At 62.1% G+C, this 15,896-nt stretch carries 13 protein-coding genes; 7 read left to right on the top strand and 6 right to left on the bottom strand.

The window, feature by feature from the left end; translation table 11 throughout:
• Positions 1 to 148: 148 nt before the first annotated feature.
• From ACEWPM_RS06975 to ACEWPM_RS06990, 4 genes are all read left to right on the top strand, one after another.
• The gene (locus tag ACEWPM_RS06975; protein WP_393963358.1) at positions 149 to 2,794 is read left to right on the top strand and encodes an erythromycin esterase family protein; all 2,646 of its coding nucleotides are present in this window, start codon (positions 149 to 151) and stop codon (positions 2,792 to 2,794) included.
• Between the two features lie 270 nt (positions 2,795 to 3,064).
• The gene (locus ACEWPM_RS06980; RefSeq protein WP_393963357.1) at positions 3,065 to 4,192 is read left to right on the top strand and encodes a site-2 protease family protein; all 1,128 of its coding nucleotides are present in this window, start codon (positions 3,065 to 3,067) and stop codon (positions 4,190 to 4,192) included.
• 111 nt (positions 4,193 to 4,303) lie between these two features.
• Positions 4,304 to 4,723, top strand: coding sequence for a CBS domain-containing protein (locus ACEWPM_RS06985; RefSeq protein WP_393963356.1), 420 nt, complete (start codon positions 4,304 to 4,306; stop codon positions 4,721 to 4,723).
• 10 nt (positions 4,724 to 4,733) lie between these two features.
• Positions 4,734 to 5,195: a host attachment protein gene (locus tag ACEWPM_RS06990; protein WP_393963355.1), complete on the top strand. Its 462-nt coding sequence runs from the start codon at positions 4,734 to 4,736 to the stop codon at positions 5,193 to 5,195.
• 54 nt (positions 5,196 to 5,249) lie between these two features.
• Here the strand turns inward: ACEWPM_RS06990 and ACEWPM_RS06995 are convergent, their stop codons facing one another.
• Positions 5,250 to 5,738: a c-type cytochrome gene (locus ACEWPM_RS06995; RefSeq protein ID WP_393963354.1), complete on the bottom strand. Its 489-nt coding sequence runs from the start codon at positions 5,736 to 5,738 to the stop codon at positions 5,250 to 5,252.
• Positions 5,739 to 5,893: 155 nt separating this feature from the next.
• On the opposite strand from ACEWPM_RS06995, the gene ACEWPM_RS07000 reads away from it, so the two are divergent.
• Together ACEWPM_RS07000 and ACEWPM_RS07005 are read left to right on the top strand one after the other, a co-directional pair.
• Entirely contained in the window at positions 5,894 to 6,412 is a 519-nt protein-coding gene (locus tag ACEWPM_RS07000) for an Hsp20/alpha crystallin family protein (protein ID WP_393963353.1), read from the top strand.
• 163 nt (positions 6,413 to 6,575) lie between these two features.
• A complete protein-coding gene (locus tag ACEWPM_RS07005; RefSeq protein WP_393963352.1) occupies positions 6,576 to 7,289 on the top strand; it encodes a response regulator transcription factor in 714 nt (237 codons plus the stop codon).
• Here ACEWPM_RS07005 and ACEWPM_RS07010 read toward each other — a convergent pair.
• On the bottom strand, positions 7,264 to 9,213 hold the full coding sequence (locus ACEWPM_RS07010) for an ATP-binding protein (protein WP_393963351.1): 1,950 nt from the start codon (positions 9,211 to 9,213) through the stop codon (positions 7,264 to 7,266). The two genes, ACEWPM_RS07005 and ACEWPM_RS07010, sit on opposite strands and share 26 nt — an antisense overlap.
• A gap of 236 nt (positions 9,214 to 9,449) precedes the next feature.
• On the opposite strand from ACEWPM_RS07010, the gene ACEWPM_RS07015 reads away from it, so the two are divergent.
• Positions 9,450 to 10,253, top strand: a complete 804-nt coding sequence (locus tag ACEWPM_RS07015) for a Crp/Fnr family transcriptional regulator (RefSeq protein WP_393963350.1) — start codon at positions 9,450 to 9,452, stop codon at positions 10,251 to 10,253.
• A gap of 47 nt (positions 10,254 to 10,300) precedes the next feature.
• Here ACEWPM_RS07015 and recN read toward each other — a convergent pair whose 3' ends face one another.
• The 4 genes from recN to ftsZ all read right to left on the bottom strand — a co-directional run bounded on the left by recN (position 10,301) and on the right by ftsZ (position 15,867).
• Positions 10,301 to 11,950 carry a DNA repair protein RecN gene (recN, locus tag ACEWPM_RS07020; RefSeq protein WP_393963349.1) on the bottom strand — a complete coding sequence of 550 codons (1,650 nt, stop codon included), beginning with the start codon at positions 11,948 to 11,950 and terminating at the stop codon, positions 10,301 to 10,303.
• Positions 11,951 to 11,989: 39 nt separating this feature from the next.
• Positions 11,990 to 12,889, bottom strand: coding sequence for an outer membrane protein assembly factor BamD (locus tag ACEWPM_RS07025; protein WP_393963348.1), 900 nt, complete (start codon positions 12,887 to 12,889; stop codon positions 11,990 to 11,992).
• Between the two features lie 123 nt (positions 12,890 to 13,012).
• Positions 13,013 to 13,933: a UDP-3-O-acyl-N-acetylglucosamine deacetylase gene (gene lpxC / locus ACEWPM_RS07030; RefSeq protein ID WP_393963347.1), complete on the bottom strand. Its 921-nt coding sequence runs from the start codon at positions 13,931 to 13,933 to the stop codon at positions 13,013 to 13,015.
• A 263-nt stretch (positions 13,934 to 14,196) separates the two neighbouring features.
• Complete coding sequence (gene ftsZ / locus ACEWPM_RS07035) at positions 14,197 to 15,867, bottom strand: cell division protein FtsZ (protein ID WP_393963346.1); 1,671 nt, start codon at positions 15,865 to 15,867, stop codon at positions 14,197 to 14,199.
• Between the last annotated feature and the right edge of the window lie 29 nt (positions 15,868 to 15,896).

Raw genomic sequence — 15,896 nt, forward strand, 5'->3', positions numbered from 1 at the left:
CTGGCCCCATGACATTCATGAGCCGCATACCGCGCCGGTCGCGATGAAGGAATGGCGCCCTGAAACGCTTAGCAGGGAAACCGATTCCGGCCGTCCTCATTGAGAAAAATCAACCTGGTCCATTGCGCAGCCCGCTAGACTGGATGCCATGAACAGCTCTACCCGCGAATTCAAGAACCGATCGGATGCCGGCCGAGAGATCGCCGGGCTGCTGGCGAGTCTGGAATTGGACAATCCGCTGATCTATGCCCTGCCGCGCGGCGGCGTTCCAGTGGCGGTCGAGGTTGCAAAGGCGCTGGGGGCTCCGCTTGACCTGCTTTTGGTGCGCAAGATCGGCGCGCCGGGAAACCCCGAGGTGGCGCTTGGCGCGCTAGTAGAGGGCGCCGACGAACAGATCGTCATAAATGAGGATGTTCGCAGGCTTTCGGGTGCGGATGACGCCTATATCGCAAAAGCCGTCGCCGATCAGCGGGCCGAACTAGAGCGGCGCAAGGCGCTCTATCTTGGCAACCGGACCCGGCTGGACCCCAGGCGCCGAACAGTTGTCGTCGTCGATGACGGACTGGCCACAGGGGCCACGATGAAAGCGGCCCTGATCGGCCTCAAACGCTTTGGCCCGAACCGGATCGTGGTGGCACTGCCTGTCGCGCCGAAATCCGCCTTGCAGGAAATATATGATCAGGCCGACGACATCATCTGCGTCCATCCTGTCTCTGAATTTCGCGGCGTCGGGGCGTTCTACCAGGACTTTCATCAGCTGTCGGACGAGGAAACCGTTTCATTGCTGAAGGCGGCCCCAGCGGGCACCGATGCGAAATCGCCCCATCTCTACCGAAGGCAGGTGGCCATTCCCCCGCTCGGTCTGACCGGAGATCTGACCGTTCCCCGCGACCCCAAAGGCATAATTCTCTTTGCGCATGGAAGCGGGTCCAGCCGACTCAGCCCGCGCAACACCTATGTTGCCGACCAACTGAACAGCCACCGCTTCGCCACGCTTCTGATCGATCTGTTGACGCCGGACGAGGGACAGGATCGGCGCAATGTCTTCGATATCCCGATGCTGGCGGACCGAGTGCTGGAAGCGTCGATCTGGATCACGTCCGAGCCCGATCTTGAGGATTTGCCGCTGGGCCTTTTCGGATCCAGTACGGGCGCCGCTGCCGCCTTTGTGGCTGCTGCCGAACTCCGGGGGCGGATCGCGGCTGTGGTGTCGCGTGGTGGCCGCCCGGATCTGGCAATGGACTACCTGCCACAGGTTCAGGCACCGTCCCTTCTGATCGTCGGCGGCGAGGACCATGATGTCATCAGGCTGAACAAACAGGCGCGCGCGGTGCTAGGGTGTCCGAAACAGCTTGAGATCGTGCCGGGCGCCGGGCACCTCTTTGAAGAGCCGGGAGCGCTGGATGCCGTGATCGGTCATGCCTCCGATTGGTTCAAAACGCATCTGCACGCCCCCGGGTCCGCAAGAACCCCGACGGCGCCCACGACGCTCACCAAAGACGAGCGCAAAGTTCTGATGGACGCGGCCGAGCCTCTACCACATATCGAGGATCCCGCTTTTGCAAAGGCATTTGACCGTTTCGGATCAAAGCGGGTCGTGCTCTTGGGAGAGGCCTCGCATGGCACATCCGAGTTCTACGCCGCACGCGCCGCCATCACCCGGCGGCTTGTCGAAGAGCACGGCTTTTCGATTGTCGCGATCGAGGCCGACTGGCCGGACGCCGCGATGATCGACCGCCACATACGCCAGAAACCATATGAGGCGATGTCCGGCACGCCCTTTGCGCGCTTTCCCACATGGATGTGGCGCAACAAAGAATTCGACTCCTTCATGCATTTTTTGGCGCAACACAACCGCGCCAGACCGATGGAGGATCGCGTCGCCTTCTACGGGCTGGATCTTTACAACATGAATGCCTCGATGGCTGCCGTCCTGTCCTATCTCGACAAGACGGATGACCAGGCGGCGGCGCTTGCGCGCGAGCGTTACGCCTGTCTGGCACCTTGGGCGCGCACCCCCGCAGCCTATGGGCGGGCGGCACTGACCCAGGGTTTTTCTCTTTGCGAAAAGGCAGTGACGCAGATCCTTGTCGATCTGCTCAAAAAGCAGCTTGAGTATAACAGCAAGGACGGCGACCGGTTCTTTGACGCGGCCCAGAACGCGCGGCTTGTCGCCAATGCCGAGCGCTATTACCGGGTGATGTATCACGGCTCGGCCCTGTCATGGAACCTGCGCGACCAGCACATGTTCCAGACACTACGCCAGATCCTGGATCATGCAGGGCCGGACAAGAAGGTGGTGGTCTGGGCGCATAATTCGCATATCGGCGACGCGCGCCATACGGATATGGGCCGCAGCCGGGGCGAATTGAATATCGGCCAGCTTTGCCGCGAGGAATATGGCGATGCGGCGGCGCTGGTCGGATTCGGAACGGCGTCGGGCACCGTCGCGGCGGCGTCCGAATGGGACGCGCCGATGGAGATCAAGACCATCCGGTCCCCGCTGCCCGGCAGCCATGAGGAAATGTGCCATGCGCTCGATCTGGACCGCTTCCTCTGGGACTTCAGGAAGGATCAGCCTGACGCCTTCCGAAACCTGCTCTCGCGGGACCGGCTGGAGCGCTATATCGGCGTGATCTACCGGCCCGAAACCGAAAGGGCGAGCCACTACAGCCCCGCCAACCTGTCCGAGCAATATGATACCTTCGTCTGGTTCGATCGCAGCCGGGCCGTGACCCCTCTCGCCACGCTGAGCAACGTGGCCGAGGATGAAACCTACCCGTTCGGTCTGTAAGAGACGCCGCCGGATGCGGACACGCCTGCCCCTGCACGCCCTTCTGCCCGGAGTCCAGGTATTGACCACCATCAATTTCAAAAGATGACCATGCGCTTTCATGGCGGCCAGCCGCGCAACGCGAGGCCCATGACATGAGACGTGCAAAGCAGACCGAAGGCGCACCTGCGGAAACGGGCATGCGCCATTTCACTTGGCACAGGACCTCATGTATATTTTACAAATGACGTTCCGTGAATGAACGGAACGCAAAGGAAACAGGAGAAGCCCATGTGGGGTAGCGCCGTTCGGATTGCACGCATCAGCGGCTTTGACATCAAAGTGGATGCCAGCTGGCTCGTGATCGCCGCACTGATCGTCTGGAGCCTTTCGACCTCCTACTTCCCAACTGTCTTGCCGGACGCCACCAGGGGTACGTTGGTTACGCTCGCCGTGATCGCGATGCTGGGCCTCTTTGCGTCCCTCATCCTTCATGAATTGGCACATGCCGAGGTTGCAAGGCGGTTCGACCTGCATATTTCCGGCATTACCCTCTTTCTTTTCGGCGGCGTTGCAGAACTGAAATCCGAGCCGGCCGACGGCAACAGCGAATTCTGGATCGCCATCGCGGGACCCATCGCCAGCCTTTGCATCGCGGCCACCTTCTGGACCGTCGCGTGGATCGCCGAGATCGCCGCAATGCCCGAAACGGCGATTATGCTCCTGTCCTATCTTGCCAGTATCAACCTGATCCTGGCCGCGTTCAATCTGCTCCCGGCGTTCCCGATGGATGGCGGGCGCGTCTTGCGGGCATGGCTCTGGACGCAGTCGGGTGATCTGCTGAGCGCAACCCGCCGCGCAACCCATGTCTCGGCCATCTTCGCCTACGGGTTCATGGGCCTCGGACTCTACATCATTTTTTCGGGTGCGGTGGGCGTTGGGCTCTGGCCGGTGCTCATCGGTCTATTCGTTCTTGCCACCTCGCGCGCCGCACTTCTGCAACTTGAAAGCAAGACGGCGCTGGAGGGGCGGACGGTTGCCGATCTGATGACGCGCAATCCGTGGACGGCGCATCCGGATACCACTCTTGCCCATCTGGTCGATGATGTGTTTCTCGAGCATGGCATCAGCTTCGCTCCAGTCGTCGAGAATGGCGCGCTGCTCGGCTATGTCGACTACCACCTGATCCGAGGCGTTGAGAGGGCGCGTTGGGCCCAGACGACCGTCGGCGACATCTTCGAGCCTGTCGCGCCCGACAACTCCGTGCCTCCCGCGATGGCCGGAACCAAGCTGATGTCCGTCATCATGGAAACCGGCCGACGAAAACTCCTCGTCATCGACAATCATCACCTCGAGGGTGTCATCACCCTTTCGGATATCTCGGCCTATCTCGGCGTCTTCCGGCAGGTCTCCGGCTAGCGGCATCGCGGCACGGCAGAGCGTTCCCGCAAGCCTGGGGGGGTTGACCACTATCAATGCGCGCAGCGCAAAAATGCGCAAGTCTGGACCAGACCTTGTCAGGAGGACATCATGAAAATCAGCGATGCAATGCATGGCCCGGCAGAGTGGGTCGAGGCCGACACGCCGGTCAGTGAGATCGCCGAGCGCATGGCCAAGGAGGATATAGGTGCCGTCATGATTGGCCAGGACGACAGACTGGTCGGGATGATTACCGATCGGGACCTTGCCTTGCGCGTGGTGGCAAAGGGACTCGACGCGCACAAGACCAAGGCCGAAGACGTGATGAGCAAGAATGTCGTCTATTGCCGCACCGAGGAGACGGTGGAAGACGCCATCCACCTCATGGATCAGAAAAAGATCCGGCGGTTGCCAGTGCTTGACGATGATAAACGGATGGTCGGAATGCTCAGCCTTGGCGATGTGGCCCATTCGTCCGCGCTCCAGCTTGCCGGGGAGTTGACACGTGCCGTCGCCGGCCATCACAAGTAGGCACAGGGCGATGCAACCCGTACGCATCTGGTATGTGGTTCTGAATACGACCCGCGCGCGCATATTGAGATCCCTGCCCGGACCAAACGACAGGATCCCGGTCGAGGTGACGATACAGGGCCGCAGCCTGAACCTTGGCGGCGCAATCGAGGAGCGCAGCCAGACCGCCCCTGCGACGGGTGGTGGCAACGGACGCTTTGCAGATGGCGGTGAGCCGGAGTCCTTGCAGAAAGAGGCCCGCACCTTCGTGCGCGAAGTCCTCAGCTATCTGGAGCAGCAAAGAGACGCAGACGGATTCGACGAGCTTGTGGTCATATGCCCCTCCGAAATCATCAGCCTCTGGCAAGCGGAAATATCGGGCGATCTGCAAGGTACCGTGCGCCGGGAATTCAACAAAAGCCTCGTGCGGTTCTCATCGCGCGAACTTGCGGCAGCCATTCGCGCCCTGCAATCCAGTTGCACGGCTCGGTAATGGCCGAGTGGGCCAGCATGGGAGAGACAGCCCCACGATCTGTTCGGCCTGCACCTATTTCTGAATTGTCTGCAGATAGTCGGCAATCGACAGAACGCGGCCGCGGATCAACACATTTGTCGCACCAGCCATCCCATATGGCGGCTGGATTTCATCCCTGAACTTGGCGCCGAAGGGAGGCATCGGGTTTTCATGGGCGCGCAATTCGCTGCGGCCATCAACGATATGGATCACGCGCAGCATCGGAAACTCGCCACCGTTGCGCTCGCTGAGCATGGTGAGGTCAGGCACCTCAATGCTGAGCCACTCAGCCAAGTTGCCGTTCCCCTTGCCTTCTGCGCCGTGGCATGTCGCGCAGTTCTGATCGTAGAAATGCTTGCCCCAAGCGTCTTCCTCGGCCAGCGCGGAATTGGCAAGGAATGCCGATCCAATAAAATATGCAATTTTTCGAAATGCAGTTTTCATAACGATCCTCCACCCCCTGTTCTTTGCAATATGCCTCGGACAGGCGCCGGCCTCATTGACGCTGATCAATGCTGACACACGCCGACTCGGCCATCATGCAAGCGTTCGTGAACCTTCCGCACTCTGCGACGCGCAGTGATCCGCCCGTCGCCGGAGGATGCGGAAAATGCCGTTGGCTGTGCATCCGGTCGCGGTGCACAGCCAACGGCGGCAAGCCAAAAGGAGAGATGTAAATGCCCAAGCAATCCGGCAATGTGCCTGTCTCGCGTGAGAGCGGTAATGCGTCGCGCGGGCTTAGTCCCTGGACAGGATTCGGCAGCCTTCGCGATGAGATGGACCGCCTCTTCGACGCTTTCGAGCCCGGCCTGTGGTTCGACCGCAGCCCCGGGCAAACCCGAGGACAGGGACACGCATTTCCCCTGTTTCCGGCAATGGACCTGACCGAGACGGAGAAAGCCTACAAGATCACCGCCGAGCTTCCCGGGATGGATCCCGAAGCGGTCCACGTGAAGACCAGTAACGGGGCGCTTGTCATCAGTGGCGAGAAATCCGAGGAAACCAAAGAGGAAGATGCCAGCCATCATCTCAGCGAACGCCGCTGGGGCAGCTTCCAACGCTCGATCCGCCTGCCCGAGAATGTCGATTACGGCAAGATAGACGCGCAGTTTTCGAAGGGTGTGCTGACGATCGATGTCCCCAAATCGCAAGCGGCGCTTGAGTCCGAAAAGACAATCAAGATCAAAGCCGGGTAAGACGCTATTGGCATCCGCATCTCACGCTCGTGCGGATGCCGCCGCTTTTCCCAGATCTACGAGGGTCAGTTCGTCAGATTATGAACAGCGGCAATGCTTTGATATCTCGCTTCTTTCTGATTTAACGTCTTTGCAACTGAACGAGGTTCAAGACTGACCTGCCATGGCCACCGTTTCTGTTCTTGTCGTTGAAGACGATCCTGAAGTCAGAAAGACGCTCCGCCTGGGATTGATGTCCCAAGGGTGGCAGGTGTTCGAGGCGTGGGACCGCGCCTCGATGCTTGGATCCATTAATGATCACGACATCACGCTGATTACCCTCGATCTCAATCTGGGCGAGGAAGACGGGCTGAAACTTGCCCGCGAATTGCGTGCCCAACGCAATATTCCGGTGGTCATGATCTCGGGCCGAAGTGAGCCCTATGACCGCGTCCGGGGTCTGGAATGTGGCGCGGACGACTATATCCTCAAACCGTTTCACATCCGCGAAGTCATTCTGAGATTGGAAAAAACGCTGGAGCGTTATCGCTCGGTCGTCGAGGCGCCGTCCAAGGTCTTATTCAATCACAGCGAATTGGATCTGACCCGCAAGACCGCCCGGCATCTGGATGGCACCCCGCTGGATCTGACTGCAATGGAATTGCAGTTGCTGGAACTTTTCGTGCGCCATCCCGGGCGCGTGCTAAGCCGTGACGAGATTTCCAATGCGCTCTACGGGCGCGACTGGTCGCCTTGTGATCGGTCCATCGATGGCCATGTCGCGCGCCTGCGCCGCAAGATCGAAACACCGGATGATGAGGTCCTGCTCATCCGGTCGGTCCGCGGGGTGGGCTACGTTTTTAGCGGCGAGGTTACTCCCGTGCCTCAGCAGGCCTGAGCGCGCGCTCCACCGCCTGAGCAAGAACCGCCATCGAATACGGTTTCTTCAGCAGCTCCGGAACTGGCCCTGCTCCTTTATGCGGCGCGCGGCGGATCGAGATGTGACCTGAGGTCAACAGCACAGCCACTTGCGGATAATGCTGCGCGACTTCATCCGCCAGATCATAGCCCGAGATCCCGCCGGGCATGACCACGTCGGAAAACACCAGGTCCACCGGCTCGCCCTCGGCCAGCAAATTCAGCGCGCCAGAGCCATCGGAGGATTCGATCACCGCATATCCAAGCGCTTCCAGACGTTTCAGCGTCGCCTCACGGACCCTGTCGTCATCCTCGACGACGAGTATGAGTTCGCCATTTCCGAGCGGCATGTCCCGCTGCCTGATGCTTTGGGACGAGACGCACTCGGCAATCGGCAGGAAGAGGGATACCTTGGTTCCCTGCCCCGGCTCTGACTCAATCGTGATGAACCCGTCCGCCCGCGCAACCGAGGCGGCAACGCTGGTCAGGCCAAGCCCGGTGCCCAGTGTCGGCGGCTTGCTGGTGAAAAACGGCTCGCGCGCCTTTCGAATATCCGCCGCGGACATGCCGATACCGCGGTCCGACACGCTGAGCTCCAGAAACCGCCCCGGTCTTCCGTCTTCATAGCTTTTGGCCCGGTCCTCACTGATATCGACCGTGCGGGTTGCGATGACGATCTCGCCGCCCTCGGACTGAGCGTCGCGCGCATTGAGAACGAGGTTCAGAATGGCGCCGTCCAGTTCAGACGGGTTCATGCAAATGCAATGGTCCTCTCCGCCGGGCACGAAATGCAACGCCGCATGCTCGGTCAGCAGGCGTTCAAGCATGGCCCATGTCTTGAGGATATGATCGTCCAGCCTGATCAGCGGCGGCACGGCATCCTTCTGACCTGAGAGACTGAGCAGCTTCTTGTTGAAATCACCGCCCATTTCGGCCGATTCGATGGCGGATTGCAGCAGATCACTTGTCACCGGGTCGGTCACCCGCAGGGCTGCCAGTTCCAGATTGGCCAGAATGACGGAAAGCAGATTGTTGAAATCATGCGCGATGATGCCCGCAATCCGTCCCACCGTCTCCAGCCGCTGTGACCGGGCCAGCGACATCTGCAATTCGCTGTATGCGGTGCCGTCGATCAGGATGCCGACAAAGCGCGAGGGCTGTTTCTGGCCATCCCGCTCGGCGAACACGACGCGCCCGATGAGCTGCATGTCGCGCTTCTGGCCTTCGACGGTCGGTCTGACCTCGGATTTGAAAAACCCGTCCCCCGCGGGGTCTAGCGCGCGGCGCCGTGCCTCGCGAAAGGCCGCAGGATCAGGCGGCCTGAGCAGCTTGATCCAGCTATCCAGATCAGCGGGCACGGCGTCCTCGGCCAAGCCAATCAATCGCCGGAAAGTCGCGCTGGCCGCGCCCTCGCCAGTCTCCAGATCCCGCTCTACAAGACCGATCCCAACCGCGTCGATCATAAGGCGCAGCCGTGTTTCGCTATCGCGGCACCGGTCCCCCGCCGCTTTTTGCTCGGAGATGTCTTCGCAGTAGACAGCGACCCCCAGAACGTCCCCATTGGAGTCGCGTACCGGGGTGACGCGCCACCGCTCCCACGCGGTGCGCCCATCTTCACACTCGATGGCCTGTTCATCGCAGGACAGCTCTTCGCCTGCCAGCGCACGCTGATACGCATCATTCAGGCGCTTGGGCAGGCTGGGTGTCCCTTGCCCGTCCGCCGCGTCCTGCCGATCGGAGGTATCCGCCGCGTAGTGTTGCAGCCATTGTTGCGATCCCGCAACATACTGCATTTCGCGATCGAACATGGCCACAGCAACTGGTGCATGCGAGATGAACATGGACAAACGGACGTCAACACCTTGGGCATCCGATCGCTGGCCTTCGCGTGACGTGTCGCTCATGGTCGTTCCTTTTTCGAAGCCATGCGACACCAATCCGGCATCCCACGCACAATTCTATACAAATCTAGCCCGGACGTCGCGGCTGTAAAATCTTAAAATACCGCCATGTTTCCTGCGCTGGCGTGAAAGAATTTGCAACCATAGCACGCGATCGAAACCGGGGGGGGGCAATGGTTTATTCAACGACATCACCGCAACAATTCTTGGATGTTTGCGCATCCTGCGAGGCGGGCCGTGTGGGTCTTTGCAGCCTTCTTGACGGTATGGCCGCGACTGCCGTCTCTTCGAGAACCCAGAATATCCGCTACAAGGCCGGTGAAGAGATTGCCTTGCAGGGCGAAGTCTCGGATCGGATCGGAATTATTTCATCCGGCCTGGTCAAGATCGTATTGCTGACCCCCGATGGCGAGAACCACCTGCTGGAGCTTCTGAAACCGGGCCGTGTTGTCGGCGATCTGAGCAAACGGGAAAACGCCTTTTCTTGGGAGACCGTGACACCGGTAACGATATGCTGGTTCAACCGTGACACGCTGGATCAGCTCATGCATGAGCATCCGCAGGTCTATCGGGCGTATCTCGAGGTAGCAGCCCGCCAGCTTGAGGAGAACCGGCTGTGGGTGGCGGCCATGCGCGGGCGCAAGACACTGCAGCGCATCGCCTTCTGGGTGGTTCACCAGATATCGGTTGAGCATGAGCTTGGTACCCCGGTCATCAATATCGAGCTGAGCAGGCGCGATCTGGCGTCCCTTCTGGATATGACGGTCGAAACGCTGTGTCGCGGATTGCATCAGCTCTGTGACAAGGGCGCGATCAGATTGCAAACGTCGGACAGGATCGAAATTTCGAACCTTGCCAATCTGAGAAAAATCGCCAGATGCGAGAATTGCCGGAAGGATCAATCGCGCGGCGTAGAAAGACAAAAACGGGGCGTCGATAATCTGCTGTCCATTTCGCGCTACGCGCCGGGCAGTCAGGACCTCCGCAATGCTGTAAATGCAGGCCACGGAGGGCGCACCGCCCCCAAGGCGCGGCAATCCTGAAGGTATCGCGCGAGATGGTTCGCCGTCAGCAGCAAGAGTAAGCCGGCTCAGCCCGCCATCAACGCCTCGGCAGCCGCGCGTGCGGCGGGGGTGATAGTATCGCCCGAAAGCATGCGGGCGATCTCGGCCACGCGATCCTCTGGGTCGAGCGATGTGACGGTCGAAAGGGTCATCCCATCCTCCACGCGCTTTTCCACGCGCCAGTGATGCCTCGCCAGTGCGGCCACCTGCGGGCTGTGCGTGACCACCAGAACCTGCCCGCCCGAGGCCAGATCGGCAAGGCGGCGTCCCACCGCATCCGCCGTCGCGCCACCCACGCCGCGGTCGATCTCGTCAAAGATCATTGTGAGACCGGGCTGGCTGCCCGTCAGGCAGACCTTCAGCGCCAGCAGAAAACGGCTCAGCTCGCCGCCTGACGCGATCTTGGCCAAGGGGCCGGAGGGCGCGCCGGGGTTAGTAGCGACGCGAAACGCCACCTCGTCGATGCCGTCAGGGCCGGGCGGGATTTCGGTCATCGTGGTCTCGAACACCGCCCGCTCCATCTTGAGCGGGGCAAGCTCGGCCATCACGGCGGCATCGAGGCGGCCTGCCGCCTCGGCGCGGGCGGCGCTGAGGGTGCTTGCGGCATCGTCATAGAGCTTGCCCGCGCGCTTCAGCTCGGCGCGCAGAGCCTCAAGTTCGGCATCGCCTGCATCAAGTGCGGCCAGCCGCGCCTCCAGCCCCTCGGCAAAGCTGCCAAGCTCGTCTGGGATTACGTCATGCTTACGGGCAAGGGCGCGGATGGCAAAGAGGCGCTCCTCGGTTTCCTCCAGCTCGGCGGGGTTGAAGGCCAGCGCCTCAAGGCAATCCTCGACGCCGCGCGCGGCCTCGTCCAGCTCGGCCATGGCGCGGCCAAGGGCGGCAATCGTCGCCTCCAGCTGGCCATCCACCTGCGCGCTGGCATCCTCGAGCCAGCGCAGCGCGTCGCCTGCCGCACCCTCGGCCCCGTCATTGCCCAGCGCCTGCGCGGCCTTGGCGATATCGCTGCGCACGCGCTCGGAGGCCTGCATCATGCGGCGGCGGGCGTCCAGCGCGGCATCCTCACCCGGCTCGGGACTCAGGCTGCGCATCTCGGCCACGGCATGGCGCAGGAACTCCTCTTCGCTACGCACGGCCTCAAGGGCCGCTTCCGCGCGCTCCAGCGCCTTTTGCGCGGCCTGGCGTGCGCTCCAGGCGGCACGCACATCAGCCTTGAGCGCGTCAAGCTGGCCGTAATCGTCCAGAAGGATGCGGTGACCGCGCGGGTTCAGAAGGCCGCGATCGTCATGCTGTCCATGCAGCTCGACCAGCGTCTCGCTGAGGCTGCGCAACACTTCGCCCGAGCAGCGGCGATCATTGACCCAAGCCGTCTTGCGCCCGTCCACGGTATTGATGCGCCGCAGGATCAGCTCATCGGCGGCGGGCAGACCCGCCTCCTCCAGCACCGCATGGGCGGCGTGGCCTTCGGGCAGGTCGAAGACCGCCGTCACCTCGCCCTGCTCGGCGCCGCTGCGCACCAACTCGGCGCGGCCGCGCCAGCCGAGTACAAAGCCGAGGCTGTCCAGAAGGATCGACTTGCCTGCCCCCGTCTCGCCGGTCAGCGCGTTGAGGCCCGGCTGAAACCCCAATTCCAGCCGGTCGATGATCAGCATGTCGCGAATGTCCAGACTGCGCAGCATTGCGTGAACCCGTAGGGTGAGCCTAGCCCACCGCCTGTGTTACAGCCACTGGCCCTTGATCATCTGGCGATAGATCTGTGCCAGCCAGCTGTCACCGCGCGCCTCGAGGGCAAGACCGCGGCGCGTGAGCAGCTCATAGCTGTCCTCGTACCAGCTGGTTGCGCGGAAGTTATAGCCCAAGATGGCCCCGGCTGTCTGAGCCTCGTCCGTCAGGCCCAAGGACAGATACGCCTCGACCAGGCGATGCAGCGCCTCGGCGGTATGCGAAGTGGTCTGGAAATCCTCGACCACGACGCGGAAACGATTGATCGCCGAGGTGAAGTGATCGCGGCGCAGGTAGTAGCGCCCCACCTCCATCTCCTTGGCGGCCAGATGATCGAAAGCGAGGTCGAATTTCAGCATCGCGGTGCGCGCGTATTCGCTCTCGGGATAGAGCTCGATCACCTTGCGCAAGGCTTGCAGCGCCTGAAATGTCAGGCCCTGATCGCGGCCGACCTCGTCGATCTGGTCATAATAGCTGAGCGCGAGGAGGTATTGCGCGTAGGCCGCATCCTCATCCGTCGGATAGAAGTCGATATAGCGCTGTGCCGCGCTGCGGCTGGCCTCGTAATCGGCGTCGCGGTGATAGGCATAGGCCTGCATGATGACCGCGCGCTTGGTGAGGTCCGAATAGGGATATAGCCGCTCGATCTCGGCAAAGCTCTGCGCGGCCAGCGCGGGCTTGTTCGAGGCAAGATCGAACTCGCCCCGCTCGAAGATCTGCTGCGCCGTGTAATTCTCGTAATCGACATCGCCGCGCTCGACCCGGCTGTTGATGCCCCCGCAAGAGGCAAGCGCCGCCGTCAAAAGAAGTGCGCCAGCGGTCTTGGACGCCAGAAATCTTGCTTGTTGTGCCGCCAGTGTCGCGCGCCGTGTTGCGCCCTGTCTGCCAAACGTCATGCCTGATATGCCCTTCTTCGCCTCTGATCGGTTTGTAGCCCAATCATCCAGCCGGTGCCAGCACGGAATCCGGCGTGGCGAGGCAGGGACGCCGAGGGAATGACGGGGCGGATACGGGGTCACTCAGGCGACCTGCGGCACCTCGCCCCAATGCACACCGGCCCCCGGCAGACGCGCCGCCAGCGCCGCATCGCATGTCACCCATTCCACCGCGCCCGGCTGATCGAAAAGCGCGCGCAGCAGGTCGTTGGTCAGTGCATGCCCAGCTTTGTGGCCATGATAATGCGCCAGAAGCGGCGCCCCGGCCAGTGCGAGATCCCCCAAGGCATCCAGCATCTTGTGGCGCACCGCCTCGTCCCCGTGCCGCAGACCACCGGGGCTGAGCACTTGCGCGCCATCCACGACCACGGCATTTTCCAGCGAGCCGCCAAGGGCAAGGCCATTGGCGCGCATCAGGTCAACATCAGCCTTGCGGCAGAAGGTTCGGCTGCTGCTCAACTCTCGCACGAAACTGCCATTGGCCATGTTCAGGACCTTTTTCTGAGTCCCGATCGCGGCGTCGTCAAACATGATGTCGAACTCGATGGTCAGCGTGTCGCTGGGCGTCAGACTTGCCCACGCATCGCCGCGGCGCACGGTCACTTCGCGCATTACGCGCAGAGCCCGCACGGGGCTGGTCTGGCGGCCCACACCGGCGGCAAGGATACCGCGCACAAAGGCAAGCGAGCTGCCGTCCAGAATAGGCACTTCGGGACCATCCACTGTTACCAGCGCGTTATGGATCCCACACCCCATCAGCGCCGCCATCACATGCTCGACCGTCGAAAGCTGCAGACCCTCCGCATTTTCAAGACGGGTGCAGAGAGGCGATTGATGGACAAGGTTCCAGCGGGCCGGGATGTCGCCCGCGCCATCCTCGCAATCGAGGCGGCGGAAGATGATCCCGCTATCCACATCCGCCGGATGGATCACAAGACGCGCAGGCCGACCTGAATGCAGGCCGACGCCGTCGAAGGTGATGGGAGTGGACACAGTATTCTGCACGATGATCCTCAGATAAATTCTATGCGGGGACATCGCCCGCACTTGATTAACAGGGATTTACTGACCTTGTTCCCGAGGCTCAACTCAATCTTTGCAACCGATTGAAACATGCAGGAAAGACCTATGCGCGGCATTTCGCCGAAAGCCTTTTAATCGTTTAAGGTCAGCGTGTTACGCAGGCGAATTATCCCCGTTCATCACGGAAAAAGGCCGCCCAAAGACGGCCTTTTGTCATCATTTGCTGCACTGCCGTGAGGCCGCGATCAGTTGGCCTGACGGCGCAGGAACGCGGGGATCTCGATCTGCTCGTCGCGCTCTTCCTCGGGCTCGGCGCGGGCTGGCTGTTGCGCCTGCACGCTGGGCTGCTGACGCGGCTGGCGCGGCGCTTCACCTTCTTGGCCGTGACCGGTCATCCGATTCAGCAGCGAATTGATGCCAAAACGCGGACGCTCGGACTGCGGTTGCTGCTGAGGCTCGCGCGGCGGCTCTTGTTGTGCGCGGGGCTGCGGGGCCTGCGCGCCTTCGGGGCGGCGCGAGGCCGCGTTACCGACGGCGTGATGCAGACGTTCCATCGCCTCGGGCGAGGGCGTGCCGGGCGTCGGCGCGCGCGGGGCGACATAAGCGTTCAGATCTTCCTCATCCTCCTCCGTTGCGCGCGGCACGTAGGCGGGGGGAGGCAGATCGTCATCCGCGCGGGCCGCAGGACGCGGCGCGGGCGCGGCGCGCTCCTCACGCGGCTCGAAGATGTCTTCCATCTGGTCCTCGGCAGCGGCGCGCTCGGCCTCGACCTGGGTAAAGAGCGACGGCTCTCCCTGCTCTTCGCTGCGGGCAGCGACAGGCTCGGGCTGGGGCGCCGGGGCGGCGGGTGCAGGCTTGGCCGCGATGTCCTCACGCTCTTCGACGCTGGAGGTCTGGCGCAGCGGCTCGGCCAGCGACCGGCGGGGGACCGGAACTTCGGTGGTGGCGGGGGCGGCGTCGATGCCGGTTGCCACAACGCTGACGCGCATCATGCCTTGCATGCCGGGATCCATGGTAGAGCCGACGATGATGTTCGCCTCGGAGTCCACTTCTTCGCGGATGCGGTTTGCCGCCTCGTCCAGCTCGAACAGGGTCAGGTCGGTGCCGCCTGTGATGTTGATCAGCACGCCCTTGGCGCCTTTGAGGCTGATCTCGTCCAGCAGCGGGTTGGCGATGGCCTTTTCGGCGGCCTGGATCGCGCGATCCTCGCCCTCGGCCTCGCCGGTGCCCATCATCGCCTTGCCCATCTCGTCCATCACGGCGCGCACGTCGGCAAAGTCGAGGTTGATCAGGCCCGGACGGACCATCAGATCGGTAACACCCTTGACGCCCTGATAAAGGACATCATCGGCCATCGAGAAGGCTTCGGTGAAGGTGGTTTTCTCGTTGGCGAGGCGGAACAGGTTCTGGTTGGGGATGATGATCAGCGTGTCGACGACCTTTTGCAGCGCATCAACGCCGTCCTCGGCCTGCTTCATCCGCTTGCCGCCCTCGAACTGGAAGGGCTTGGTCACGACGCCGACGGTCAGTACACCCAGCTCGCGCGCGGCCTGCGCGATGATCGGCGCGGCGCCGGTGCCGGTGCCGCCGCCCATGCCGGCGGTGATAAAGCACATATGCGCGCCTGCAAGGTGATCGACGATCTGCTCGATGCTCTCTTCAGCAGCGGCGGCGCCGACCGAGGCACGGGCGCCCGCGCCCAGGCCTTCTGTCACCTTGACGCCCAGCTGGACGCGGTTCTCGGCGTTCGACTGCTGCAGCGCCTGGGCGTCCGTGTTCGCAACGACGAAATCGACCCCATCCAGCTCTTTTTCGATCATGTTGTTGACCGCGTTACCGCCAGCACCGCCGACACCGAAAACGGTGATGCGGGGCTTGAGATCTTCGCGTCCGGGCATGGTGAGGTTCAATGTCATTGCTCTGTCCGCCTGTGTTTGCGCCCACA

Source organism: Roseovarius maritimus (assembly GCF_043355895.2).
Classification (GTDB): domain Bacteria; phylum Pseudomonadota; class Alphaproteobacteria; order Rhodobacterales; family Rhodobacteraceae; genus Roseovarius; species Roseovarius maritimus.